At 48.9% G+C, this 26121-nt stretch carries 18 protein-coding genes; 4 read left to right on the top strand and 14 right to left on the bottom strand.

Annotated elements, in window-relative coordinates; genetic code table 11:
• Positions 1-321: 321 nt before the first annotated feature.
• From WH37_RS26010 to WH37_RS26000, 3 genes are all read right to left on the bottom strand, one after another.
• On the bottom strand, positions 322-999 hold the full coding sequence (locus tag WH37_RS26010; RefSeq protein WP_046233569.1) for a CpsD/CapB family tyrosine-protein kinase: 678 nt from the start codon (positions 997-999) through the stop codon (positions 322-324).
• Complete coding sequence (locus WH37_RS26005; RefSeq protein ID WP_046233568.1) at positions 980-1732, bottom strand: YveK family protein; 753 nt, start codon at positions 1730-1732, stop codon at positions 980-982. The genes WH37_RS26010 and WH37_RS26005 overlap by 20 nt, the downstream gene beginning before the upstream one ends.
• Positions 1733-2002: 270 nt before the next feature.
• Complete coding sequence (locus WH37_RS26000) at positions 2003-2443, bottom strand: hypothetical protein (protein ID WP_046233567.1); 441 nt, start codon at positions 2441-2443, stop codon at positions 2003-2005.
• A 1161-nt stretch (positions 2444-3604) separates the two neighbouring features.
• On the opposite strand from WH37_RS26000, the gene WH37_RS25995 reads away from it, so the two are divergent.
• The 3 genes from WH37_RS25995 to WH37_RS25985 all read left to right on the top strand — a co-directional run bounded on the left by WH37_RS25995 (position 3605) and on the right by WH37_RS25985 (position 7630).
• Positions 3605-5419, top strand: coding sequence for an HSP90 family protein (locus tag WH37_RS25995; RefSeq protein ID WP_046233566.1), 1815 nt, complete (start codon positions 3605-3607; stop codon positions 5417-5419).
• 27 nt (positions 5420-5446) lie between these two features.
• Positions 5447-6505 (top strand): hypothetical protein, encoded by a 1059-nt coding sequence (locus tag WH37_RS25990; RefSeq protein ID WP_046233565.1) that lies wholly within the window; start codon positions 5447-5449, stop codon positions 6503-6505.
• Positions 6506-6571: 66 nt separating this feature from the next.
• Complete coding sequence (locus WH37_RS25985) at positions 6572-7630, top strand: hypothetical protein (RefSeq protein WP_046233564.1); 1059 nt, start codon at positions 6572-6574, stop codon at positions 7628-7630.
• Between the two features lie 72 nt (positions 7631-7702).
• Here WH37_RS25985 and WH37_RS35750 read toward each other — a convergent pair whose 3' ends face one another.
• Entirely contained in the window at positions 7703-7909 is a 207-nt protein-coding gene (locus WH37_RS35750; protein WP_143088626.1) for a stalk domain-containing protein, read from the bottom strand.
• A gap of 123 nt (positions 7910-8032) precedes the next feature.
• On the opposite strand from WH37_RS35750, the gene WH37_RS25980 reads away from it, so the two are divergent.
• Positions 8033-9763 carry a methyl-accepting chemotaxis protein gene (locus tag WH37_RS25980; RefSeq protein ID WP_046233563.1) on the top strand — a complete coding sequence of 577 codons (1731 nt, stop codon included), beginning with the start codon at positions 8033-8035 and terminating at the stop codon, positions 9761-9763.
• A gap of 87 nt (positions 9764-9850) precedes the next feature.
• On the opposite strand, the gene WH37_RS37150 is transcribed toward WH37_RS25980, so the two are convergent.
• The 10 genes from WH37_RS37150 to WH37_RS25930 form a co-directional block, all read right to left on the bottom strand.
• The gene (locus WH37_RS37150; protein ID WP_143088625.1) at positions 9851-13600 is read right to left on the bottom strand and encodes an S-layer homology domain-containing protein; all 3750 of its coding nucleotides are present in this window, start codon (positions 13598-13600) and stop codon (positions 9851-9853) included.
• Between the two features lie 343 nt (positions 13601-13943).
• Entirely contained in the window at positions 13944-15920 is a 1977-nt protein-coding gene (locus WH37_RS25970) for an AraC family transcriptional regulator (RefSeq protein WP_046233562.1), read from the bottom strand.
• Between the two features lie 178 nt (positions 15921-16098).
• Complete coding sequence (locus WH37_RS25965; protein ID WP_046233561.1) at positions 16099-17190, bottom strand: Gfo/Idh/MocA family protein; 1092 nt, start codon at positions 17188-17190, stop codon at positions 16099-16101.
• Positions 17191-17403: 213 nt separating this feature from the next.
• Positions 17404-18273 carry a sugar phosphate isomerase/epimerase family protein gene (locus tag WH37_RS25960; RefSeq protein ID WP_046233560.1) on the bottom strand — a complete coding sequence of 290 codons (870 nt, stop codon included), beginning with the start codon at positions 18271-18273 and terminating at the stop codon, positions 17404-17406.
• Between the two features lie 24 nt (positions 18274-18297).
• On the bottom strand, positions 18298-19833 hold the full coding sequence (locus tag WH37_RS25955) for an ABC transporter substrate-binding protein (RefSeq protein WP_046233559.1): 1536 nt from the start codon (positions 19831-19833) through the stop codon (positions 18298-18300).
• Positions 19834-19909: 76 nt separating this feature from the next.
• Positions 19910-20803, bottom strand: a complete 894-nt coding sequence (locus WH37_RS25950; protein ID WP_046233558.1) for a carbohydrate ABC transporter permease — start codon at positions 20801-20803, stop codon at positions 19910-19912.
• A gap of 12 nt (positions 20804-20815) precedes the next feature.
• Positions 20816-21685, bottom strand: coding sequence for an ABC transporter permease (locus WH37_RS25945; RefSeq protein ID WP_046233610.1), 870 nt, complete (start codon positions 21683-21685; stop codon positions 20816-20818).
• A gap of 844 nt (positions 21686-22529) precedes the next feature.
• Positions 22530-23057: a hypothetical protein gene (locus WH37_RS25940; RefSeq protein ID WP_052737223.1), complete on the bottom strand. Its 528-nt coding sequence runs from the start codon at positions 23055-23057 to the stop codon at positions 22530-22532.
• A gap of 146 nt (positions 23058-23203) precedes the next feature.
• Complete coding sequence (locus tag WH37_RS25935) at positions 23204-23722, bottom strand: hypothetical protein (protein WP_046233557.1); 519 nt, start codon at positions 23720-23722, stop codon at positions 23204-23206.
• An 83-nt stretch (positions 23723-23805) separates the two neighbouring features.
• Positions 23806-25956 (bottom strand): ABC transporter transmembrane domain-containing protein, encoded by a 2151-nt coding sequence (locus WH37_RS25930; protein WP_052737221.1) that lies wholly within the window; start codon positions 25954-25956, stop codon positions 23806-23808.
• Positions 25957-26121 lie beyond the last annotated feature (165 nt).

The following is a 26121-nucleotide window of genomic DNA, read 5'->3' as shown; positions in this document are numbered from 1 at the left end:
TCGCCATTGCCCCTTTCACCGGGCTCCTCACTAAATTAAAGGGCATCTAACCCCTCCTCACACCACACCACCGACGCTCTACGTCTAAGGCCGTCCCACGGCCCACAGCATGATCGAGTGCCTCCAGTGATATAGGTGCAGGAGACATTACCTTTTAAAAAAGCGAGTTTCTTGAGTTGTTGAATCACTTCACTTACGGTTTTAAAATGGTGATGAAAATGGCGATCGGAAGCCAAGCTTTTCATGCAGTGGAGCCTTTTTCATTACGCTTTTAATCATCCCGATTAAGAGATTACAAATACTCAAAACGAAACCTTACACTCATTGATAGTAATATAAATACCCTTCCGAGCTGCTCCGCTTGATTTTATTGAGCACTACCCCTAAAATCCTGGCTTTCACATGCTCCAGACTCGCCTTCGCTTTGATCGCGGCTTCCTTCTTGACTGTGCCGGAATCGATGACGAGTACGACGCCGTCGGACTTGGATGCTACAATTTGCGCATCCGTCACGACCATGATCGGCGGGGTGTCGACAATAATAATGTCGTAACGCTCCTTCATTTTTTCCAGCAGCTGGTCCATTCGCTTCGAGGCAAGCATCTCCGAAGGGTTTGGCGGAACCGGTCCAGCCGGTAAAATGCTGAGCCCGCTTACCGAGGTGGTCTGAATCGCGGCCTCCCATTCCTTCTGATTGCTCAGCACCGAGGTTAGGCCAACCTGATTGGATACCCGGAACAGCTGATGCTGCGTCGGCTTGCGCATATCGGCGTCAATCAGCAGCACCTTCTTGTTTGACTGGGCATAAGTGACGGCAATGTTGGCCGAGGTTGTGCTTTTTCCTTCATTCATCTTCGTGGAGGTGACCATCAGGGTACGAATTTCCTCCTCCAAATTGGAGAAATCAATATTCGTTCTAAGGATGCGGTAAGCCTCCGATATCGGCGACTTGGGGTTCGTTTCCGTAATGAGCGGCCAATTAGGCTTCGAACGTGACATTATTTTTCCCCCTCATCGGTTGATCTATGGAATTGTCCTTGTGCTTGCCTAGATCAACCTCGCGGATTTTCGGAATGAGTGACAGCGTCGGCAAGCCAAGCACTGCCTGAATGTCTTCCTCCGTCTTAATCGTATCGTCGAGATAATCGAGCAGCAGAGCGAATCCAATGCCCACCAGCATAGAGAGTGCCAGCGCAATGGCAATATTCACCGTCGGTTTAGGCGATACAGGAGGCGGGTTGAGCTTATTGACCGCTTCGTTCAAAATCGAAACATTGTCCACCTGCATCAAGCCCGGCAGCTCCTGCATAAATACTTCAGATACCGCATTTGCGATATTCGCGGCCCGGCTATAAGAGGAATCCCTTGCAGTGACCGACATCACCTGCGTGTCGTTGACCGAGGTTACGCTGATCCGTTCAATCAGCTCGCCTGCCGTGAGGCCAAGCTCTGGATACTTCTGGGCAACCTTATCCATCACCCTCGGCGTTCTTATAATTTCCTTGTACGTCTTTACCAGTTGAATGTTGGAGTTGATCGTGCTTAAATCCAGCTTGGCGATAATATCGTTTTGACTGCCTGTTTGATTGACGATCAGCTTGGTCGACGCTTCATATTCCGGCTGTTGAAAATAATAAGAATAGATGCCTGTCGCCACTCCTGCCATGCAGACGAGCGCTGCTATCAACCAAATTCTTTTTTTCACAACCTGCCAATATTGTTTTAATTCCAATGCATTTACCTCCACATTAAATTATTCAAAACGCGACCTTTTGGGTAAAAAAAAGAGGTGCCTACCATTTTCGCCGCCTAGCTGCCCAGCCCTTATAAGCAACTTCCAACATCGGGCAGGCAGCCATTTTACACCTTTCTCTATCATTCGACAGTTCTATCCTTTTGCGAAAATACTCAATATGAGCTTTTTCGACTTGATTATATTCATAAAGAATAACTTTTTCAAGGTGTTTTGAAAATTAGTTTTCTGAATTTTCAAAACAATTATTCACATCGAGGCCCTTTTCGCCAGCTTGTGTTCCGACAAAAATTGTTGGAACGAACCGCCTTCAAGGACGTGATCCATCATATCTTCAAACGTGCCATTAATCCCTTTTTTACGCAGCAGCAGCGTCAGCAATTCGGCTAAATCAATACGCGGCCTCGTCTCGGAAGGTACATAACGCTGCTCATGATAATCGAATACCATCTCTTGCTTAATCGGATATTGCGCCATAAGGAGCCATTCCGTCAGGCTTCTTCCTGCGGTTCTGCCTGGTTCGGGTGCAAACAATGGATCGTCAGCAAGCTTTTTGAAAAAGGCCTTTGCCTTTAGAGCGCGCTGCTTTCGCTGCACAAGCTCGTGAAGATCATCAGTGGTTTGATCGGGCTGCTCGCCCTTAACGCCGTAATCATCCACCTGTCTGAGTGATTGTTGATTCGTTACCATCCTAATCCCTCCACCTCTTTTTTGAAAATATAAGCGTGTATAAATGACGAATTTATAAACGGCTTATATTTCTACGCCAAACGAACTTTGCTGCCAAAGGAGCTCAAATTCGTTAAAGCTTATCAGGCAACCTATCCAATGCGCTCTTTTTAGTGTGTCGTATATTACGCGTATTGAATAATTATAAAAGAAGAATTTCGAAAAGAGTGTCAGTTTGTGTCGAATTAAATAAATTGATCATTTAGCCCATTAACTGCCCCACGCGTCCTATATCCAATTTCAGTAAATTGTTAAGGTATTGTATAACCATGCTTTATTGTCTACAAAAAGCCATTTCAAGCATAGGTACAGCGGTTAAGCTGCATAACGCAAAATGAGAACTTTATTGCGTCTTATTGACGCAATAAAGAGCTGTTGTTTCGCTAGCATGAGGCGGCGCGGCATGTCAGTTTATTTTATAGGCGCCGTGCGGCATGACGGCGTTTTTGACCTTTGCTTTATTTTCAGAAAAATGAACAAAAAAACGCTTGCGCTCTGAACCAATGTTCTGAGCTTTGCAAGCGTTCTAATGTTTCAATACTCTATCCCGAAATGCCTGATTCAATAGCCGCATAAGGCTAGTTAATTAGTTTGAATAATAACCAAATTAAGAGGATCCAGAAGGGCAGCGCGAGAAGAATACCGTTTAATATGCCAACTTTTAGGCTTCCTTTGCGAAAGATCATTTTATGCCGCCTCCTTCTATTATACTGTATAGTTTTATTATACCCCATTCCTTTCCTCCTATACCGATCCGAGAAGCATACGTGACTATTTGCAATCTCTAGGTAACGATAAGGGTGTAAGCTTATGGGCCCCATGACTCATTCTGCTAAAGCGGCTCTTTCTTTCCCCCTATGAGTGAAGAGCCGTATCGAAAATTTTGCTCCATATGCGATAAGCTCTCTATGAAAAAACGGTAAATCGCAAGCTCCATTCTTGCTTCCTCCATCCAACTGCCCGCCTCTGCGACTATAGATGTTTGAAAGATAGGAATTTAGGGAATAAGCTTATGGGTCGTACGGCTCATTATGCTATAAATATTGGAATTGCATGTATGGAAAATAGTAGAATAGCTAGGACGATGTAAACTAAAATCCTTCTATAATAAAGGAGAATCCGATGAGCAACGAACAAGAGTATCGATTTCAAGTTAATCTAAGCGGAATGATCAACATACTTTCCAACCATTTATATAGCAGCCCTAATGTTTATTTACGCGAGCTTCTGCAAAACGCGACGGACGCTATTACGGCACGAGGACAGCTTGATCCTGGTTTTATCGGGAACGTGACGGTAGAAATTTCAGGCAGTGGCAGTCAAACGACGATGACTGTTGAAGACAACGGCGTAGGACTGACCGAGGAAGATATTCATCAGTTTCTAGCGATGATCGGCCACTCCTCCAAGGTCGGTCAAGATTTTATCGCAAAAGAAACCTCGTTCATCGGCCGCTTCGGCATCGGTCTGCTGTCCTGCTTTATGGTCAGCGACGAAATCGTCGTTCTGACCCAATCGGTGAAGGGCGGACCGTCTATGGAATGGCGAGGCAAGCCGAACGGAACGTATACGATCCGCCAGCTGAGCACGAAGCTATCGCCGGGAACGAAAATCTATTTGCGCTGCAAGCCAGATAGCGAGCCTTATTACGAGCCGCAAATGGTTGAAGAGTTACTGTTCTATTATGGCGCCTTGCTGCCCTATCCGGTTAGGCTGCAGGCAAATGGAGTCGCGAAGACGATTAATGAGTCGCGTCCGGACTGGATTATGCAGCCGGAGCTTGCGCGCGGCCGTCGCCGTGAAGTGCTTGCCTTCGGTGAAAAGCTGCTGGGCGAGCCGATGCAGGATTTCATCCCGCTCCAAACAGCGAATGGCCGAACGGGCGGAATCGCTTTTATTTTGCCGCATAGTGTAAACCTGAATACCCGCCGTTCCCATAAAGTGTATTTGAAGCAAATGCTCGTCTCCGACAAAGCGGAGAATATTTTACCGGAATGGGCCTTTTTCGTCAAATGCCTCATCTGGACGGATGAGCTGCAGCCGACGGCTTCCCGCGAGCATTTTTATGAGGATGAACGGCTGGAATCGGTGCGTGAGGAGCTTGGACAATCGATTCGCAATGAGCTTATGCGCATAGGCGACTATGAGCCGGACCGCTTGAAACGCATCATTCAGCTGCATGCTTTGTCGATGAAGGCACTCGCTGCACAGGATGAGGATTTCCTGCAAACGATTTACCGCTGGCTTACTTTCGAAAGCACATACGGAGAACGAACATTTGGCGAGCTGCTGGCCGATAATAAAAAAATATTTTACACATTATCTGTTGATGAATATCGTCAAATTACCCATGTTGCCGCAGCACAATCGATGCTCGTCCTCAATGGCGGCTATATTTATAACCATGAATTGCTTGAGCGCTTGTCGATCCTTCTTCCCGAGCTGGATATGGAAAGGCTGCTGCCGGAAGATGTATCGCTGTCCTTCGAGGATTTAACAAACGAGGAGCGCAATCAGTTTTACGAGCGAATCCGTCTTGCTGATGGAGCTTTGCAGCGCTTCCGCTGCCAAATTCAGCTCAAACGTTTTGCTCCGGCAGAGCTTCCCGCCCTTTATACGCTGTCGAAGGAATCATCGTCGCTGCGCTCCTTGGAAAAAGCGAAGGAGAACAGCTCAGACCTGCTCGCTTCCGTGCTCGGCAACCTTGGCACGAGTTTTACGGAATCGGCGTATTCGACGCTTTATTTTAACTTAAACAATCCGCTCGTCCAGAAAATTTTCAACAGCGCCGACAACCAAATGTTCACGACCGCTGCCCAAATGCTGTACACGAACGCCTTGCTGATGGGACATTATCCGATGACGCGCCAGGAGCTTGGTGTACTGGGCCAAGGCATGGTTAAATTTATCGATTGGGGACTATCCTCGAACGCCTAAAAGCTTGATACACAAGGAGGAACATAAATGGAACTCGATTTTGAGGATTTAATGGATCAGGCCTATGATCTGCCCCCCGGCGCAGCTAAGCTGGAGGTGCTGGAGGCTGCCGTGAGAATCGCAGATGCAGAAGGCGATATCGATAACGCCTTTGAGGCGAGAGGCGAAATTGTGGAGACCGCTATTTTTCACGGTTACCCGCTAAAAGCGATTATCGCTTTCTCTTGGCAGCTGGGACAATATGACCAAGATCCCGAAAATTACGATAGCAGTGATTTAATGTGGTCCTACAAATGGATCGTCGGCAACATTTCCAACTTTCCGGAAGTTCCCATGTCGCAAATTCGAGAGCTGGTCGAGGATTTGGGCAAACGCTTTAAGGAGCACGGCTACAGCAGCCGCACTTATTTATATTACCGCTCCCGCCATGCCCTGAGCCATGGAAAGCTGGATGAAGCAAAGGATTTTCTCCAGCAGATGATGAAAGTGGATCGGGACTTTATGACGGATTGCATCGCCTGTGAGCAAAATCATATCGTCCAGCTTTATGCGCAATTGGGCGAAGATGAACAAGCTTTAAAGGCGGCGGAGCCGATTTTATCCGGCAAAATGAAATGCGCTGAGGTGCCTCATATTACGCTGCCGCATTTACTTTCACCTTTGCTGCGCCAAGGTTCCCCAGAGGAAGCCCAAAAGCTTCATACGAAAGGCTATCGTCTGGTCAAAGGCAAGCGCGATCTGCTCGAAAGCGTCGCACAGCATATTCATTATTTGACGGATGTGAATCCGGCGAAGGCGCTAGAGGTCGTCGAGCTGCATTTGGCGTTCATCCTCGATCATGAGAATCCTTATGAGGTCATGCAGTTTAATCTGTTCACAGCACGGCTGCTGAAGAAGCTGCTTAAAGAAGGCTCCGAAGCGAGGCTGCGGCTGCCAGCCTCCTTCCTCGCTGCGCATGAGGATACGAGCCTGCCCGCGCTTGCTCCGCACTTTGAAGCTCTCGCCCTATCGGCGGCAAAACGTTTTGATACACGCAATGGCAATGATTATTATAGCAAAAAGATTTCAGCGGGCTTGCTCGTTTAGCCCACCTGATGAAGCTTGGCAGCGCCTCCGCTGCCAAGCATTGAATACATAGAAAGAGGATCAAATATGGAAATGGACTTTGAAGATTTAATGAATCAGGCGTATGACCTTCCTCCCGGCGCTGCCCAGCTCGAGGTGCTGGAGGCTGCCGTTCGGCTCGCTGATGCCGAGGGCGATATCGAAAATGGTTTTTATGCACGCCACCAAATCGTGAAAACCGCAGGATTTCACGGTTTTCCGCTGAAAGCGATTATCGCCTTCTCCTGGCAGCTAGGCCAATATGATCGAAACCCTGAGGAATACGATGGGCAGAGCTTGTTATGGCGATACAAATGGATCGTCGGCACCATTTCGAATTTCCCGGAAATTCCGATGTCGCAAATTCAGGAGCTGCTTGAGGATTTAGGCAAGCGCTATAAGGAGCATGGCTACAGCAATCGCACTTATTTATATTTCCGCTCCCGCCTCGCCCTTGATCACGGCAAGCTCGATGAGGCCAAGGATTATCTCCAGCAGTTTATGAAAGTGGAACGGGATCATATGAGCGATTGTATCGCCTGTGAACAGCATTATATTGTCATGCTTTATTCAAGACTGGGCGAGGATGAGCAAGCATTAAAGGCGGCGGAGCCGATTATATTAGGGAACATGAAATGTGCTGAGGTGCCTCATATTACGCTGCCGGAGCTGCTCTTGCCTATGCAACGCCTAAACCTCCACGAGGAAGCGAAAAAAGCGCATACGAAAGGCTATCGTCTCGTCAAAGGCAAACGCGATCTGCTGGAAAGCGTCGCCCAGCATATTGAATATTTGACGATGACAAAGCCGGCGAAAGCGATCGAGGTCGTAGAACTGCATTTGCCGTTTATCCTCGACCATGAGAACCCTTATGAAATTATGCTGTTTCATCTACATACGGCACATCTGCTGAAGAAACTCGTTCAAGAAGGATCGGATGTGTTGCTGCGGCTTCCAGCCTCCTTCCTTGCGGCGCATGAAGATACCAGCCTGCCAACGCTCGCCGCCCATTTTGAAAGCCTCGCCGCTGCGGCGGCACAACGCTTTGATGCGCGTAATGGCAACGATTTTTATAGTAAAAAGGTAGCTGATAGGCTGCTCATATAGCTTGCCTGACGCAGCTGCCTTATGCACAATACTTTGTTTGATTCAAAAAAATCCCCGCAAGCGGACACTTTTTCAAGTGATCGGCTTGCGGGGATTTTTATTTGTAATGAAGCGAAGTGGAACGACCGTTCTGTTGTCGGAGTTAACAAACACTTTAGCGCCAACGGATTTTTTCATGCTGTTTACTTCCATGAAATCTTTGTTCATCCAGAATTTCAGTGTGTCGCTGCCTGCCACCCAGTAGCTTCTGAGCCATAATTGAGTCTTCGTTTTCCCCACCTCTTTTCACCATACAGCTTCGACACAATTATTTTAAAACGCTTTCTAAAATCGTTATGGAAAACCCGATTTTCACCGATATATATTCCATGCTAGATGATTTGGAAAGAGAGGCGGGATTTTATGTTGAAACTATCTTTACGCTGGCGGCTTGCACTGCTTGCTGCGATTCCGCTTATTGCGTATGTGCTGTCGAGCTTGTATTATCTGAACGGGCAGCAGCAAATTGTGCATACGATGACAGAGGAAATCTATGACACGTCCAATCAGGTCAATTCACTGATTTTGAATGCAGACCGAGATATGTATCAAGCCTATCAAGCGTATTTAAATGTGGAGTCTGGTACGTTAAACGCGGCCGAGTCGGATGAAGCGCGCAAAGAGTTGTCCGATAATATTGCGCAAGTATCCGAACGCGTCGGAAAAGCAAAAGCTATTATTGAAGCGCAAGCTTTGAAAAAATTGGCATATGGTGAATCTGGCCGTACGATTGAGGACATTTTGGGGCAATTTCAGCCGAAATTTGAATCGTGGTCCTCTGCTGCCGTGCAGGCTGCTGCTGGGGACCAGCACCAGTTCCGTAATGCCGAGATTGACGACGCTTTTAAATCCAGCCGCTCCGGCATTGACGAGATTGGAGCAAGCTTAGACAAGCATTCAGAGCTGACGATTGCTGCCATCAACGAGCAAGTGGAGCAAAATCAGCTTGTAGCATTCATAGCAACTACTTTAGTTACACTCCTTTTAATCGTCGTCGTTATCATCACCGTTCGTCAAATTATGCGGACAGTCCACAGCATTGTCGCCAAATCCAATCAAGTGGCAGCGGGAGATTTAACGGTGCAGCGGGATGAAAATCCTGGCAAGGACGAGCTTGGCCGCATATCAGCTGCCGTCGATCATATGATTGACACGATGCGCAAGCTCATTACCGGCATTTCGGAGTCCGCGATCGAGGTGAGCGCAGCCTCCTCCCAGCTAACAGCCGCATCACAGGAATCGACCGAGGCCGCAGAGCATACCGCGATTCGGATTCAGGAGGTCGCTCAAAGCTCGATGGTTCAAGCTAGAACCGCACAGGAAACGTCACGTGCGATTGAAGAGATGGCGATTGGCATTCAGCGGATTGCCGAAAATACTACTTCCATTGCTATGCATTCCTCTGGCACGTCAGAGCAAACCGAGCAAAGCCAGCAAGCGCTGAATACGCTCGTTGAGCAGATGGCGGACATTCGTACCGTTATCACCAAGCTTTCAGAGAGCATTCAATCTCTGGAGCACCGCTCGCAGCAAATCGGCAAAATCGCCCAAAATATTACCGCATTTGCCGGTCAAACTAATATTTTGTCGCTGAACGCCTCTATTGAGGCTGCACGGGCAGGGGAACAAGGCAAAGGCTTTGCCGTTGTGGCGGAGGAAATCCGCAAGCTGGCAGCAGCCTCGCTGGAATCGGCAGAAGGCATCAATACGCTCGTAGCTGACACACGCAGTGAAATTGCCAATGCATCCAGCTTTATGGCGACAACCGTCCAAGAGGTCGAAAATGGCGGTGGCCAGCTGAACGTTGTGCGTGAGCGGCTTGATGCCATCTCAATCGCTATTGAGCAAATTGCGAATCAGCTCCATGATAATTCAGCTATTGCTGAGCAATTATCCGCAGGCTCGCAGCAAATTAGCGCCTCGACAGAATCAGCTGCGGCAGGCGCCGCCTCCAATTTGGAGAAAACAGATGACGTGGCGGCCGCAACGGAGGAGCAGCTAGCGCAGATGGAGCATATCGCATCATCGGCACAAGCACTGAATCGCATTGTTCGCGATTTGGAGGCGGCTATTTCCAGCTTTAAAGTGAACTGACGAAGGCTCCTTCTAACGGGACCGTTGAAAAACAACTCAAAAAGAGCAAGGTTCTCCCGACGATTCGGGAAACCTTGCTCTTCTCATTTACTGCTGCTCTTGCAAAAGCTTGGCGATAATCGTAGCTATTTCAGCACGATTGATCGATTGCTCCGGTTTGATGGAGCCATCCTTATAACCGCTGATCAGGCCATGATCTGCAAGCGCCTGAACCGCTTCCGCAGCCCAAGCGGAAATGCTGCCGCTATCCTTGAAGCCACCTTCGCCACTCGTTGTACCAGCAGCAAGCTGCCCCTTAATTGCACGGTACAAAATCACAAAGGCTTCCTCGCGGGTAATTTCCTGGCTAGGCTTAAAGCTGCCGTCAGCAAATCCGCTGACGATTCCTTCATTAACTAGAGCATTTACCGAGCCTGCATACCAAGCTCCTTCTGACACATCGCTAAATTTCGATGAGCCCGCAGCCGTGTCCAGCTTCAAAAAGCGGAAAATAATCGTCATAAACTCTGCACGATTCATCTTTTTATCCGGCTGGAACGTGCCATCCGGATAACCTTGCATAATGCCCTGCTCCGTCAGCTTGCCAATTGCCGCTCCTGCCCAGTGATGGCTGACATCCGGGAATGCTGGCGGATTCGTGCCTGGATTTGTTCCCGTATCCGTGCCTGTTCCAGTCCCTCCGCCCGGCGTAGTGCCCGGATTCGTCCCATTGCCTGAACCGCTTCCAGAACCTGGATTACTGCCGGACCCCGAGCCTGGATTCGTTCCTGGGTTTGTTCCCGGATTCGTGCCCGGATTCGTGCCCGGATCCGTTCCGCCGCCACTGCTTGCTTTGGCAGGAACGATAACGGTACGAACGACGGTAGCGCTGGTCTGATCCGATAGCCGCGTCACTTCCAGCTCCAATTGAACCGTTGTCGCTTGCCCTGGCGGGGTAATCGTACCATCGGTACCAATGATCTCGCTGTTGGAGGATTTGATCGCCAGCGTGAAGCCTTCTGGGGCTTCCGGCAGCGTCAGTTGCACCGCTCCTTGCGCCGGAGCCGCTATTTCGCCCAGACGATTTGCCGCCTGTGCTGCTGTCTGCTCCTTATCGACGATCATAATCCAGCTAATTTGCGGATTAGGAGCGCCACTGACCGCCCGACGAACCGTCAGCGCAAGCTTGCCTTCAGACACATTCACGTCTTCGTAGCCAAGCACATCGCGCGAAGCGCTAAATGTATAGCTGTTCGTTTTAATTTCATCATTAATAACGATATGAGCCTTGCGAGTGCCTGGGTTATATTGCGACCATGGATCATACAAGCCGACATATACATCGTATTCGCCATTCGCAATATCAAAACGGTACGACAAATCATCGCCTGTTCCAGACTTTAAATAACGCAGCGATGCGAATAAATCGCCACTGTCGGTGCCAGAGCTCGATGTAATATCGCCTACATAACCCCAATTTTGACCGTTATCCGGGTCATATTTCTGATCGATCGCTCCTTTATTAATAAGCGTATCATCCATGTAGGAAATCATGTCGTTATAATCGGCGGTCGCCGCGCCTCCGGCATGAACGAAATAAGCGCTGCGATCCGGCACCACATAAATGTGCTGTTCAATCGTTTTGTTGACCGCCCCGCTGAGCGTCCCCTTCAGCGTCACGATTCCAGGCCTAGCGAACAGTTCCGGCGTCGCATTCCAAGCGATTGCAGCCGTCGTTTGGGAACCGCCAGACACTGTAATCTGCACCGTATCTGGCAGCACAGGTACTTTGCCAATCGCGGTTTGCGATGGCAGAGGCGTATCAATCGTAATGCGTCCCATTGAATTCAGCTCACCCAGCGTCCATTCATCGCGCCAACGCAAAGCGATTTCATCATTTTGGCCGAATTCGATCGGCAGCCAGATATAACGCGAATTTTTCAAATCATTTTTGTCCCAGCGATCACCCATATACAGAAACTTGCCCGCCGCTGGATCAATCGGAAGAACATGCGTGCTTTGCGAGCCAAACGTCGTCGAGCTGCCCGGCGCCACATCGCGCATCGGCTTCCATTCGCCGAAAATATCATCCGCGACCGTATATTTCCCGAGGTTCGGGTCCCATCCGGTTGCGCCTGATGTGATCATATAATATTTGCCTTGGTATTTGAACAAGGCGGGCGCTTCCCGTTGTCCTCCCGGGAATACCCGAACGTAATCAACACCGTATTCGGCTTTGTATTCGGTATCGCGCTCGACATTGCCGTCTTTATGCCAACCGACTATATCGGTGTATTCCTCGTTCAGCTTGGAAATGTACATCGTCATATTTTCCTCGCTCGAATAGACGAGATAAGCTGTGCCGTCATCATCTTTGAACAGCGTCATGTCCCGTGCCATCCCCGGTTGATTAGGCTGCCCATTATAGGTGGCATCCGCAGGGGCACGGTCCATTCGGTGGCTTTCGCCGTAAACAAACGGTCCTAGCGGCGAATCGCTCAGCGCATAGCCTGCCTCCGCCTTCGCATAGTTGGCTGTCGACGTTTCCGACGGTCCATCCGTATGCATCCACATCACGTATTTCCCCGTTGCATCATTGTAAATGACCTTTGGACGCTCAATAATGCGATTCGTCCCAATATCATTCAAAATGCTGGCTTGATCCGTTCTGCCCGCATAAAGCTCAGAAATCAGCGGATCATTCGTAAAATCATCCATCGACTCAATCGCAGTCAACGCCAGACCATGATCCTCCCAATTGTACAAATCGGTTGAGGAGTATACCCGCACGCCGCGCGCTGGCAAATAGCCATTGGTTTTATCCTCGCCATACCAATAATATTTTTGCGTATGCTCATCGTAGATAATGCCGCCGCCATGCGCCTGAATAAGCGCACCGCTCGTATCATTCCATACCGCGCCCGGCTTAAACGACGTATTCGGCACATCCAGTGAAAGCTGCGCGAGCGCCGCATTAAGCGTTGCAATAGCCGAGCGAATCTGCTCCTGCACCGCTGGGTCCTGAATGTCTGTCCCGTTCGCAGACAATGCATCGAATACACTCGCAGCAGTGGCAATTGCATCATTCAGCACCTGCACGCTGTAGCGTGTATATTTCACATCAGCCGCCTCGTCTCTCGCCTCATCCAGCTTTTCTCCCAGATCAGACAAAGGAATTGTGACATTAAGCCGCACAATGATATAGCTAAGCATTGGATCATTATAATTGCTTAATGCTGCGGAAGAAGGACCTTGAACGCGAACCTGCATTTCATTGCCCGTAATGCTCACATTTCGATAAGTAACCTCCTTCACCGCATCATACTCGCCAATGGCATATTCACCGGAGAGATTCGTTCCGTTCACAACCATATTGACGCTGCGGCCGCTCCATGGGTTTTTGAACCCGAACGTAATATCATAGCTGTCTTCCGGCAGCTCAAATTTGTATTCAATCGCCTTTTCCCTTACTTGTGTGCCATTATAATAACGCAGCGTCCCCAGCTTCGTTGAAGCGTCGCCTGTTCTAGTTCCAGTTGTAGTCGTCACTAACCCCCATTTTTTCCCCGTTACGGCATCCGCCCCATATACCTGCTCGGTTACGGAGGAATACAGTCCAAACTTATCGGTGCCTTCTACCGTAGACGGCGTTGTGTCCCCTGCATTCACAAAATAAAGAATATAGTCGTTATCCTTCAGTTCCTGCTCGGTAAAATCATCACGTACCGCTGCGCTCACACCAGCCGAATTGCCCCCGTTTTGCTGCTCATCTGCCGCATAGGCAGGAAAAGCAGTTACGAGCATGGACAGCACCAATAGACAAGAGCATGCGGCCGAAAACCATTTTCGCTTCTTCAATACGATGAATCCCCTCTCTGTATATAGATCACCCCAACCATGTATGCGTTTACAAAAAATACTGGAGCGTCACAATGGATTGTAACCAACCACTGGCTATCGATCAATTGAACAATTTGGAGCAGGCTGAACCGCTGCTGATCCCGCAAATTGTTCACCCAGGTTTCATTTGTTCACACTGCACTATTCGCTGGTTATGACTGTACAATTAATAGACTCCTTCTATATAAATAAAAAAGAGAACGCCAGTCCACATCCGCTATTCGCGCATGTAAACGAGCGTTCTCTTAATCAAGAGGCCAGCTATTATCCAACAGCTGGTTAGCTTTGGCAAAAGCAGCTGCTATGCCTTCGGCGCTTTCTCAAGTAGCTTCTCCACGATAAAATCAAGCTGCTTGTCCAGCGAATAAATATCGCTGTAATAGGCAAGTCCAAATTCGATTTCGATCAAGCGGCCTTCTTTAATAGCCGGGATGCTGTTCCAGATTGAGTTGTCGGATAAATCATCCATACCCATCCATGAAGAGCGGAAAATATAATCGCCCGTGTATTCCGGCAGCACCTCCAGTGATACGTTTTCGCCATTGCCAACTGTTGCGACATCGATTTTATCTTGAATAACCTTTGGAGCTTTCATCCCTAGGTACTCATAAATAATTTGCGAGCCGCGGCCATACTGCTTGCTGGAGATGACCGACATTTGCTTTTTGCCGCCTTCAATAATGGAAACCGTCTTGTCATAAACGCCTGCTGCTTTCAGCTTCTCCTTGCTCTCTTCCACTTTCTTGTTGAAGTTTTCCATCAACGTTTTTACTTCCTGCTCCTTGCCGAACACTTTGCCCAGCATATTCATACGTTCTTCCGTAGTCATTTTGTCAAACGGAATGTAAACCGTCGGCGCAATTTCATGCAGCTTGTTATACGTATCCTCAGAAGGAGCAATGATCAAGTCTGGATCAAGCGCGAGTACCGCCTCCTGATTCGGCTCGAACCACTCGCCCAGCGTTTCAATGCCCGCAAGCTCCTGCTCAAACGCCGCTCCCTCATACACATCGGAAATACCGACCGGCTTCACACCCATCGCTACCACATCGCCCAGCATATAAAGCGCGACGACGCGCTTCGGCTCGGCAGGCACTTCCACATCGCCTTTCTCTGTGCTGATAATACGAGTTGCTGCTTCCGCAGGCGACGCTTGGCCGCCGTCATTTTGAGCGGGTGACGCTGATTCCGTCGTATTGCTCGGCGAAGCAGAAGCTCCGGCATTCGAGCTCGTATTCGCAGCGCCTGATGAGCAGGCACCTAGCAATAGCGTTAACGTGAGCAACAAGCTAATAGCGAGACCAGATGTTGTATTTCTTTTCATTCGAACAGACCCTCCACGTTTATATTGATAATGATTATCATAATTACCAATATAACGCCGCAATGTGCCCGTTCCAATGGATATTTCAGATAAGATGAATGGACGATCTTCTGACAGCCGCTTCTTGCGTTCCCGCTCCTGAAAACGAACAGGCGATAATCCGGTATGCTTTTTGAAAATTCGACTGAAATAATAGACATCCGCATAGCCGACCTCAAGTGCGATTTCGTTCAGTGCCGCATCCGTGCCGATCAGCAGCTCGGCGGCACGCTTCACCCGAATTTGAATCAAATAATGAATCGGACTTGCTCCCGTATGCTCTTTAAAGCGCATCGACAGGTGCCGGGGGCTGTAATTCAGCTTTTCTCCAAGCGTCTCCAGCGTAATGCCCTCCTGAAAATGCTCCTCCATATAGCGGATGGCCTGCGTAACGAGGTCCGGCTTGCTTACTTTAATGCCCTGCGTCTTCATTTGCCGAAGCAGCTCATGGATAAATTGATAAAATAACCCCTTGATCTGGATACGATCCAGATCATCTGCGTTTTGCCACGCTTTGCGAATCAGCTCCAGCGGACGAAGCAATGGCAGCGGCTCCTCTGGCAGAAAACCATATTGCAGCGCAAATGGCTGATGCCGTTCCATTAACCTCGCCAGCTCTTTATTGCCCGGCAAAGCATACACCGCCCGGTACAAGAGCAAATAATATTCAAACTCTTCCTCCGCCCACACATCCAGCCGCATGCCCTTGCCGCCATGCAGCACATGAAACCGCTGAGCCTCATGCTCCCTGCCGTCCAGCTTTAAATGCCCTGCGCCGCGCACACTGTAAATGAAGCCGCTTGAAGGCAGCATATAATCCTCCAGCAGCTCGCCTGGCTGCATGACGACATGGCGAATATCCCATATTTTAATCGCCGCCTGATTCCATAACTTTATATGCTCGTCCAGCTTCATTTCCTCATCGTCCCCACTCCCTGCCTTAACCGAGCCGCTCGAGCTATCCTCTAGTTTCTTTATTATAATTGATAAAACTTCTCATTTACAATGAAAATAACGATAGGTTCGATTAATATGCAAAAAAGCCCGCAGCTTCGGCTGGGCCGAATATCGCTGCGAGCTTCAATGCATGCTTTTACAAATAAATCTCCTTGCCAGTTGCTGCCGATTCGTAGATCGCTTCCAAAATTTGCGTCACCACGAAAGCCTGCTCCGGCTTAACGAGCGGCTCCGTATCATGGATAACCGCCTCCAGCCATTGCCTTGCTTCCTTCGTTCCCGGATCATTCGAGCCGGGGCCGAAATACGCGATGCCGGGACCTGCAGCTGCCTTCGTTTCCATCAGCTTGCCGAACTGGACGTTGTTGAAGATCAGCTCACCGGCGTAATCCGCGCCCTGCTTCATCTCTGCGCCGCCGTTCGTGCCATAAAGCGATGCCTTCGCTTCCTTCACATCCGTCGTATTCAATGCCCAGGAGCTCTCAAGGAAAATCGTTGCGCCATTTTCCATCTTAATGAGGCCGAATGCGGAATCCTCGACTTCCAGCTCCTCTGGCTTCCACGGACCGAACATATTGCCCTCCGGCTTATCCCGCAGCTTGTAGAACACCGAGCCGCTAACGGACTTTGGTTTGTAATTGTCCATAAACCATAACGCCAAATCAAGCGCATGCGTGCCAATATCGATCAGGCAGCCGCCGCCTTGCTGCTCCTTGTCGGCAAATACGCCCCATGTTGGAAGCGCCCGCCTGCGGATTGCATGGGCTTTCGCCATATATACTTCGCCCAGCGCGCCTTCCCGGCAAGCTTGATGCAGCGTCTGCGAATCGTCATTCCAGCGGTTTTGGTAGCCGATCGTCAGCTTTTTGCCCGTTCGCTCCGCGGCATCCAGCATTTTACGCGCTTCTGCCGAGTTAATCGCCATCGGCTTCTCGCACATCACATGCTTGCCCGCCTCCAGCGCATCTACCGTAATAAATGAATGCTGCAGGTTTGGCGTCAGCACATGGATGATGTCAATTGAGCTATCTTCAAGCATCAGCTTATAATCGGTATACGTTTTGGCATCCTCTGTACCGAACTGCTGCGCCGCTTTCTCTGCCTGCTCCGGGATGATATCGCAGAACGCAACCATCTCGACCAAATCGCTATTATTTTTAAGTGACGGCATATGCTTCTGAAAGGCGATGCCTCCACAGCCTATAATGCCTGCTTTCAATTTCCCCATCGTTTGCAGCCTCCTAAGGTGAAACGGCTGTCGCCGTCTTTTGGCGGCGCGGCGCGTTTCAGTCCGAGAAATATAAGTCTATTTATAATGTGAAGCTTATAGATTCTTATATTTCAAGCGTAAACGGCTGTCGCCGTCCCTTGGCGGCAAAGCAACCGTTTCGCGATGAAATATAAGCATAGTTATAGATGTGAGCATATAAATTCTTATATTTTAAATGAATGTACGCAAATATTCTAGATCGTTGCGGACGCTGGCGAGCTTATCCGCAGATTTGCCTTCATTTTCAACCAACGCATATTTCACATGGCCGAGTTCCTTGATCTTCCCATACACATGAGCAAAATCGAAGGCGCCTGTACCGAGATCAACAAAGTCCGAAGGCACAATATATTTGCGGTATACATCCATCAGCCCAAGCCCTTCGTCGCCGTTCGCACGTATCGATTCGAATAAATTAAGCGGACCGGACAGCTGCTTGCTGTAATCCTTCTGATGAATCATATCGCAGCGGTCGCCTACACGCTCCATTACCGCAATCGGATCAACCCCAGCCCGCATCACCCACACAAGATCCAGCTCAAATTTCAAATGCTTGGGATCGGTATGGGCAGCAAGGATATCAAACAATGTTGTATCGCCGTCCGACTTGAATTCATGGGCATGATTATGAAGGTACAGCTGGAAGCCGCGCTGCGAAAGCTTACTGCCAAGCTGGTCCAGCTGCTCGGCGAGACGCAGCGTGCTGCCCTTGTCATCCATCCATACGGATGGGAGCACAAGCGACGTACAGCCGAGCTGCTCGTAATAATCCATCAGCTCATCCCAGCGGTGGGCCAGCAAATCTTCGCCCGGCATCGGTCCTTCATGGGCTGCGATGGCCTTTAGGCCGGAAGCCGCCAGCTCGGCGGCAACCTCCTTGGCCGGAAATTCATCGCTGAACCGCGACATTTTCACCATATTGAAGCCTAGCATTTCCAGATGGGTATAGCCTGCTTCCGCAAGCTGGCGCAAAGTGCCGTAATAATCTTGAGCTAGCTGCTCATGGACGGAATAAATGTTAATGCCTGCTTGAATGCTCATGCCAGACCATCACTCCTTCGAATATTATTTATTGGCTGCAGCCCACTCATCAAGCTGCTTTTGTTTTTCGGCAACGATTTTATCCATGCCAGCCGATTTCAGCTTCGCAATATATTCCGGCAAATATTTATCCGGGTCAAGCGTACCATTTTCCAAACCAATCTTGAATTGCTCCTTCACGTTCTGCACAGCCGCCACTTCTGTTTTGACGGGGTCCGCTGTAAAGCTGAAGCCAAGCGCTTTCGATTTAACCGCCGATTTGTTGAACTCATCAAGCTTCGTCCACAGATCCGCGTTGTCCCCTTCCCAAATATGGGAAAGCAATTGATTGCCCCACATCCAGCCATGTGTCGGGTTGTAAGTCGAGCTGGAGGAATCTACGCCAGCCGGGAAGCCGATAATATTGCCATCTTTCACTTCATAGTGCTTGCCTTTAATGCCGTAGTCGATCAGATTAACGAGGTCAGCGTCTGAGTAAAGCAGGTTCAGGAACATCATAGCGCGCTCAGGGTCCTCGGAGTTTCTTGCAATGCCAAACATAATGTTAGCGATCGAAGAAGTCGTCGAAATCGCTGGGGAAATACGTGCTGCAACGAGCGGCGTACCTGTAAGCAGCGACTCCTTGCTTTCATAGCCAGGCTTCATATGCGCCATGAAGGCAAACGCCTTGTTAGCCTTGATCAATTGCTCGGAAGTCGTTTGATTCGTGGAAACATCTTTAGGAATAAAGCCCGCATTGTACCACTCTCTTGCTTTTTTCACCAAGCTCGCATATTCAGGCGTTTCATACCAGTTTACTACCTTCAGCTCGCCATCAAAGCCGACCAGTACACCATTCTCGTCGCCAAGCGGATCGATGACGCTGCCCACCATGGATTGGATAACCGAGAAGCTTGGACCTTCTGGCAGAACGGCTGCCATACCCGGCTCATTATCTTTAATTGTTTGGAAAACAGCCGTCAAATCATCCAGCGTCTTAATCGCATTGACATCAATTTTGTGTTTATCTACGATGTCTTGGCGCATAACGAGGCCATAATCTGCTGCCCAGTCACGTACGCTTGGAAGAGCGTAAATTTTGCCATTCGAGGAGCCGGCTTTAATCACATCTTCGCCAACAACCTTTTGAATATCTTGTCCGTATTTCGCCAGGAGGTCATCCATCTCTACCAGCTGGCCCTTAGCAGCCTGTGTGCCAAAGTTAAGCCCTGTGCCGGTTACGAGTATGTCCAGCGGCTCATTGCCTGCAAGCATCAGGTTCATCTGCTGCTGCCATGCCCCGATATCGATTGGCAGGAATTTAACGGTTGCATTGATTTTGGCTTGTGTAATTTTATTGACCTCAGCTTGAACCTCAGCCAAATCCTTCGTATTGCCGATGCTTAAGAATGCCACCGTCATTTCATAAGGCTTCAATTCAGACGCTCCGCCTGTTTCTCCACCTGCAGCGTTCGTTGCTCCGGCATTAGATGCTGAACCGCCGCTGTTGCCACCACATGCCGCAAGCACCAGCATAACCGTCAGCAGCATCGCCACTATTCCATTTGTCCGTTTTCTCATCTCTGCAACCTCCCTGTATGTTCAAGCTTGTATGCTAACCGGCTGATAGCCGTGTGTAGCCAGACGTTTGACCTCATCAACCTTTAACGGCACCAATGACAAGCCCTTTGACGAAATATTTTTGGAAAAAAGGGTACGCACACAGCAGTGGCACTACGCCGATAACCGCCATTGCCATCCTTACCGTTTCTAGCGGAATTTGCGCATTGGCTACTTCCCCCGCATTAAGCGTCGAGGCGTTGTTCTGGATAAACTGGGCGTTGAGCAAAATCCGGTTCAGCAGGTTTTGCAAACTGAACAGCTTGCTGTCGGTAATATAAATGAGCCCGTTAAACCAGTCATTCCAGTAGCCAATCGTCTGCATGAGGCCAATCGTTGCCAAAATCGGCAGCGACAGCGGCAAAATCATCTTAAAGAAAATTTTAAACTCGCCTGCACCATCAATGGAAGCGGATTCAATAATCGCATGCGGAATCGAATTTTGGAAGAACGTCCGCATAATGAGAACGAAGAAACCATTCGTCAGCAAGCCTGGAATAATAAGCGCCAGCAGGGAGTTTTTCATATCAAATACTTGGGTGTAAATGATATAGGTCGGAACGAGTCCACCGTTAAACAGCATCGTGAAAAAGACGTAAAAGGCGAGCTGCTTTTTCATTGGCATATCGCTGCGCGACATCGGATAAGAGAGCAGCGCCGATATGGACAATCCGACGAAGGTTCCGATTAATGTCACGAATATGGTAATGCCATAGGAGCGGGTAATATTTTCAGCATCACTCCACAAAAACTTGTAAGCATCAAGGCTCCATTCGCTCGGAACTAAGGAGTACCCTTCCTTGACAATGGACGCTTCACTCGTAAAGGAAGTCGTCAGCAGCAGCACGAATGGCATGAGGCACATGAGCACAACAGCAATAAAGAAAACATGAATCGCAGCTTGAAATATTTTATCCTTCGTATTTACCATGACTATAACCTCCTAGAACAGCGCATTGTCGCGGTTTCGTTTACTTACAATGTAGTTGGACAGCAGCACAAGCACAAAGCCAACAACGGATTGGTACAAGCCGGCAGCGGAGGACATCCCGATATCGCCAAGATTGATGAGTGCCCGATATACATACGTATCTACTACGTTCGTCGTCGAGAGCAGCTCGCCCGTATTCAGCGGTACTTGATAGAATAAACCAAAATCCGAGTAGAAAATACGTCCAATTTGCAGCAGCGTCATGATTGTAATAACCGGCGCGATAAGAGGAATCGTAATTTGCGTAATTTGGCGCCATTTGCCTGCCCCATCGATGGTAGCGGCTTCATAATATTCTGGATCAATGCCGATGATAGCTGCAAGATAGATAATGCAGAGGTAGCCGACATTTTTCCAAACGTTAACGATGACTAGAATGACAGGCCAATATTTAGGCTCGCTATACCAAGAGATTGGATCAATCCCGAATAGCGGAAGGATTTGCTTATTAATGAATCCGGTTTCACCACTCAGCATGGCAAGCACCAAATAACCAACGATAACCATTGAGATCAAATAAGGAATAAGGACGATACTTTGATAAAAACGGGCGGCCACTTTTTTCTTTACTTCATTGAGCAAGATGGCGATGCCCACCGCTATAATCAGGTTTAATATGATAAAAGATATGTTGTAGAGCAGCGTGTTGCGGGTAATAATCCAAGCATCTTCGGTTTTGAATAGGTATTCAAAGTTTTTAAAGCCGATCCAATCGCTGGCCAGAATGCCTTTGGCAAAGTTGACATCCTTGAATGCAATAATTAGCCCCAGCATCGGCAAGTAGTTGTTGATGAACAAATAGATGACTCCGGGAATAATCATAATGAATAATGGTGCGTAACGCTTCAGCCTTTTCAATACGGGATTTTGTGCCCGTCTTACTTCCGTCTGCTGCTCCGCTGGTTTTGCTGTCGCTGTGCTTGCCGTCGTCGCCATCGCGGTTCCCCCTTCACTTCTTCTACCTCTATCTTAGTTTTTCGCAAGGTTGCAGACTACGACTAAACCGACTTCTTCGTTGTCATCTTCCGACATCTTGAGGAAGGGGATCAAGGTGAAACGGCTGTCGCTGTCCTTTGGCGGCGCGGCGCGTTTCAGTCCGAGAAATATAGAGAAGGGATGGAAAAATCATATCCTTTCCTATATTTGAAAAAAGACATATCCTTTTAACAAATAGCTAAAAAGCCTGCCCCGTACGATTGCACGTACAGAGCAGGCTTTTCATATGCCCCTCAATGGTCTTCTGAAATATAGAAAGCTCATTAAGGAGGATAGCCGTTATTTCGGAAACAAATTGAATATTCCCCATGAAGCTCAGCTCCATGGGGAATATTTAGGCTAATTCAATTCATCATGAAACCGGATAAGAAACGAATTTACAACTTCCCATCCATTGCAAGCGTATTTTTTAAAAAAAGGAATGGCATTCCTTATGCTTGTGCTCTCAATGCTTCATTTGCCTGAACGATTTTGCCAAAACCGCTGCCTTTGACATTTTTTTTATTTCCAAAACCGATTGGTGGAATCATTCGCTCACCTCCATTCATTATTCATTTCACTATCACTTGCAGGGAGTGCCTGTGTTAGCGCTAAATAATCAAAAGCTTGCTACATGATATATTAGCTGTTTGGGAAAGTAATACATACGGATAACCTTCATTTCTAAAGGTTAGGGGCGAGTCGCAGCAACTCGTTTCTGAACGTAGCCTTCGAGCTCGCTAAAGGGGATTTTGTAAAGGATAAGATGGTTCACGGGCGACTTCGATGCGCCTGGCAGCGCTGTGAATTTGGACAGCAGCCTATCAAGCCGGCAATCATCCGCCCTCACCCAAAACTGTACCTGCTGGACGCCAGGGCTTGTTTTCTTCATCAAATCGATGAGCGCATGCAAGCCGTTCGCAAACAGCCTTGTGCCACGATATTCCTTGCGGATAAAAGCAATCTCAATCTGGCAAATATGCTGATCCTCGTAATCATGCTCGCCTGTCCCGCAGACGAAGCCCGCAGCGCCAGCAATCTCGTAAGGCTCCTCACGAAAGAGAAGCAGGCCCTTACCCAAAATAAGCGGTCCTCCCATAAAGCTTAGCTTCATAGGGAAGGAATAAGGCAAATTCAGTTCATCATGATGCTGAATCAGAAACGCAGCATACGCTTCCTCATCCATTTCAAGCGCACAGGGGCGAAATAAAAACGACATTAGTTCGCTTGGGCTCTCAATGCTTCATTAACCTTAACAATCTTGCCAAAACCGCTGCCTTTTTTGCTCGTGTCTTTGCTGCCAAATCCAAATGGTGGAATCATTTGTCCGCCTCCATTCTTTGTTAATTTTTCCTACAAAAACGATTATACTGGATTGGTTTTTCTTAGCATAGTACCAATTTTTCTAATTTCCCCGCCAAAAACTGTTTCTTCTCCAAGCGCTCCCTCGCGCTTGTACTTCTCCTCTACGAACTTGCTATACATCCGGCAAAGCCGTTTATTTTCCGACAAGGCTGCAAGGCTCAGCTCCTGAACCTCCGGGCGGTTCTCCAGCACTTTATGGACCAGAAAATTCAGCCCTTCTGCAAACAAGCGCGTTCCCCGATGCATTTGCTCCACAATGACCATATCCACAAAAACAACTTCCTTATTCTGAAAATCCTGCTCCGGTGTCCCATAATAATAAGCGGAAATGCTATTAACCTGGTGCTGCTCATCCAACCCTATAACTAACTGCCCCTCCGTCAAATAAGAGTACAGCAGCGACAACGTGTCCATAGTCGTATATGCGGGATGCAAATCTCGCCTGTGCTTCAACAAAAACAAGCTGGCCTTCGCATATTCCTCATCATTTTCACACTGTTTAAAATACGCCTTTGCCACCTCAATTCCCCCTCTCTTCATCTGAAAATGTCCCGTTTCTTTCCAAGCGGACACTTAAGCAGCTTGCCATTTCTGCCCTTGCTCTACATTCTTTGCTGCAGCGTTTGCTCCAGCGCATGCAGCAGCTGCGGGTGCTCCTCCGTCAGCTGATGGAAGGCTTCGCGGCGCATCGACAGCACGACGCCTGGACCAGCGGCCTTCACCGTGGCCGTGCGCGGAATGTTTCGCAGCAGGGCAATTTCTCCGAAATGGTCACCGTCCTGCAATACCGCTACCTTCTTATCCGCTTCACCAGCAAACGTCTTCCAAATTTCAAAAATGCCGCGAACGATAATATAAAACTTATCGCCCTCCTCGCCTTCACGCACAACCGATTCGCCCTCCCTGCACGTTTCGGAGGTGAACAATTCGGCCACGCCTGCCAGAAGTGCTGGTTCCATTCCTGCAAAAAACGGCAGCTTCGCAAGCCGTTCCCCTTTTACCGCGGCATGCCGCCCGTCTCCCGACACATAGAAGCCATGCTGCTTCTCCCATAGGCTGCTGTAAAGTCCTTGCTCCCTAAGCAGCTGCTGGTGGGAGCCGCTCTCTACTATGTGCCCGCCCTGAAATACATAAATTCGATCCGCATTTACGACGGAGGAGAGGCGGTGGGTAACTGAAACGATCGTTCGGCTACCCTTTAATTGTTCAATAAGGTGGTTGATATCCGCTTCAGCTGCCGGGTCCAGCGCCGATGTTACTTCATCAAGCAGCATCAGCTGCGGCCTGCGGAGCAGTGCGCGTGCAATCGCAATACGCTGCCGCTCCCCGCCTGACAAGGAGCCGCCTTCATGATGAATCCAGGTGTCGTAGCCCTCTGGCCAGCTTGCAATGACCTCATGGATGCCTGCCTGCTTTGCGGCTGCGATCATGTCAGCTTCCTCAATATCGCTGCCTAGCAGCAGGTTTTCCCGAAGGCTCATATGGAACAGAAACGTATCCTGCGATACAAGCGCAGCACGTTTTCGCAGCGAGGACTCGCTAATATTTTGCAGCGGTAAATCATGAATGAATACCTTTCCCTGCTGGGGATCATAGAAGCGGGAAAGCAGCTGGAGCGCCGTGCTTTTGCCCGATCCGCTTGGGCCAACGAAAGCGACAAAGCTGCCCGCCTCAATCTCCACACTGATGTCTTTCAGCTGCGAAGTGCCCTCATTGTAGCCGAAGGTAACCCGCTCCATACGCAGGGACAAGCTTGTTTCCGGCAGCGATACAGGTTGCTCGGCTTCTGGCAAATCTGGCTCGCAAGCCATTATTTCCTCGATACGCTGGAAGCTAATGCTTGATTCAATTAAATTCGGAATGAGAAAGGCCAGATTTGAGCCGGACTGCCCGACACTCATAAACAAGGTGAAAAAAGCGATAAAGCCGCCAACGGTCATGGCATCATGAAATATTAAATAACCGCCGAATCCCATCATAATTCCATTAAGCAGCAGCAAAGCCGTTAAAGGCAGCCGTTCCATCAAGGAATTGCTCATATGAAGATTCATGCCTGTCTTAAACAAAGCCGTAATTTTGTTGTCGCCCCGCATGCGAAACCGGCCTTGCTGATGAAGGCCTCGAATCGTTTTGTGCCCCTTGGCCATCTCATCGATCATATTGGAGAAGCGCTCCTGCGCTTCCTTATACTCCCGATTCGCTCGCTCCGAGCGCTTCTGCACAAGCTGAGGCAGCACAAACATAACAACCGAGCCCGCAAGCATCGCAAGCGTCAGCTTCCATTCCAGCGTAAACAGCATAATAAGCCCCAGCGCTACAGCGAGCAATTCTTTGAGCAGCAAAGGGCTGGAGCCGCGAATAACCCGTTCAATGGAGCCCATATCAGCCGAGAAGCGGGTCACCAAATCACCTACCCGATAACGCTCGTAGAAAGGCAAGGACTGGAGCTGGATATGAGCAAACAGCTCCGTTCTCAGCTTGCGAACGACCTCTCCAGCCAGCCTGCCTAATGAATAGTCCGACACCGCACCGGCAATTACATTCAATATGCCCCCGCCGAGCAAGATGAACAAAATGATCATAAACGCCTGAAAATTGCGCGGCGTAAAAGCTTCATCCACCAAATATTTCAGGCTGAGCGGCGCTGCCACTGTATAAGCTACTTCTATTAATAAGGTGAATAAGAAAACGCTGCCCAGCAGCTTGTATGCGGCAAATCGGCGCACTATTTTAAGCATCACCTGCAAATCCAACAGCACCTCCGCCCTAAGTCTGATCTATTTATAGTTGAATACTGGAAAAAAAGCAATACTAATTCGCAGTCCGCCAGCTGCTTTTTGGAAAACAAACAAAGCCCTCCATTCCGCAGCGGATGGACGGTGGCTTACTGCTTGCCAGGCGCCTCGCTTTGCGGAACT

This window comes from Paenibacillus algorifonticola (assembly GCF_000971975.1).
GTDB lineage: Bacteria > Bacillota > Bacilli > Paenibacillales > Paenibacillaceae > Pristimantibacillus > Pristimantibacillus algorifonticola.
The sequence above is the reverse complement of the archived record's forward strand: the minus strand, read 5'-3'. Positions and strand labels throughout refer to the sequence as shown.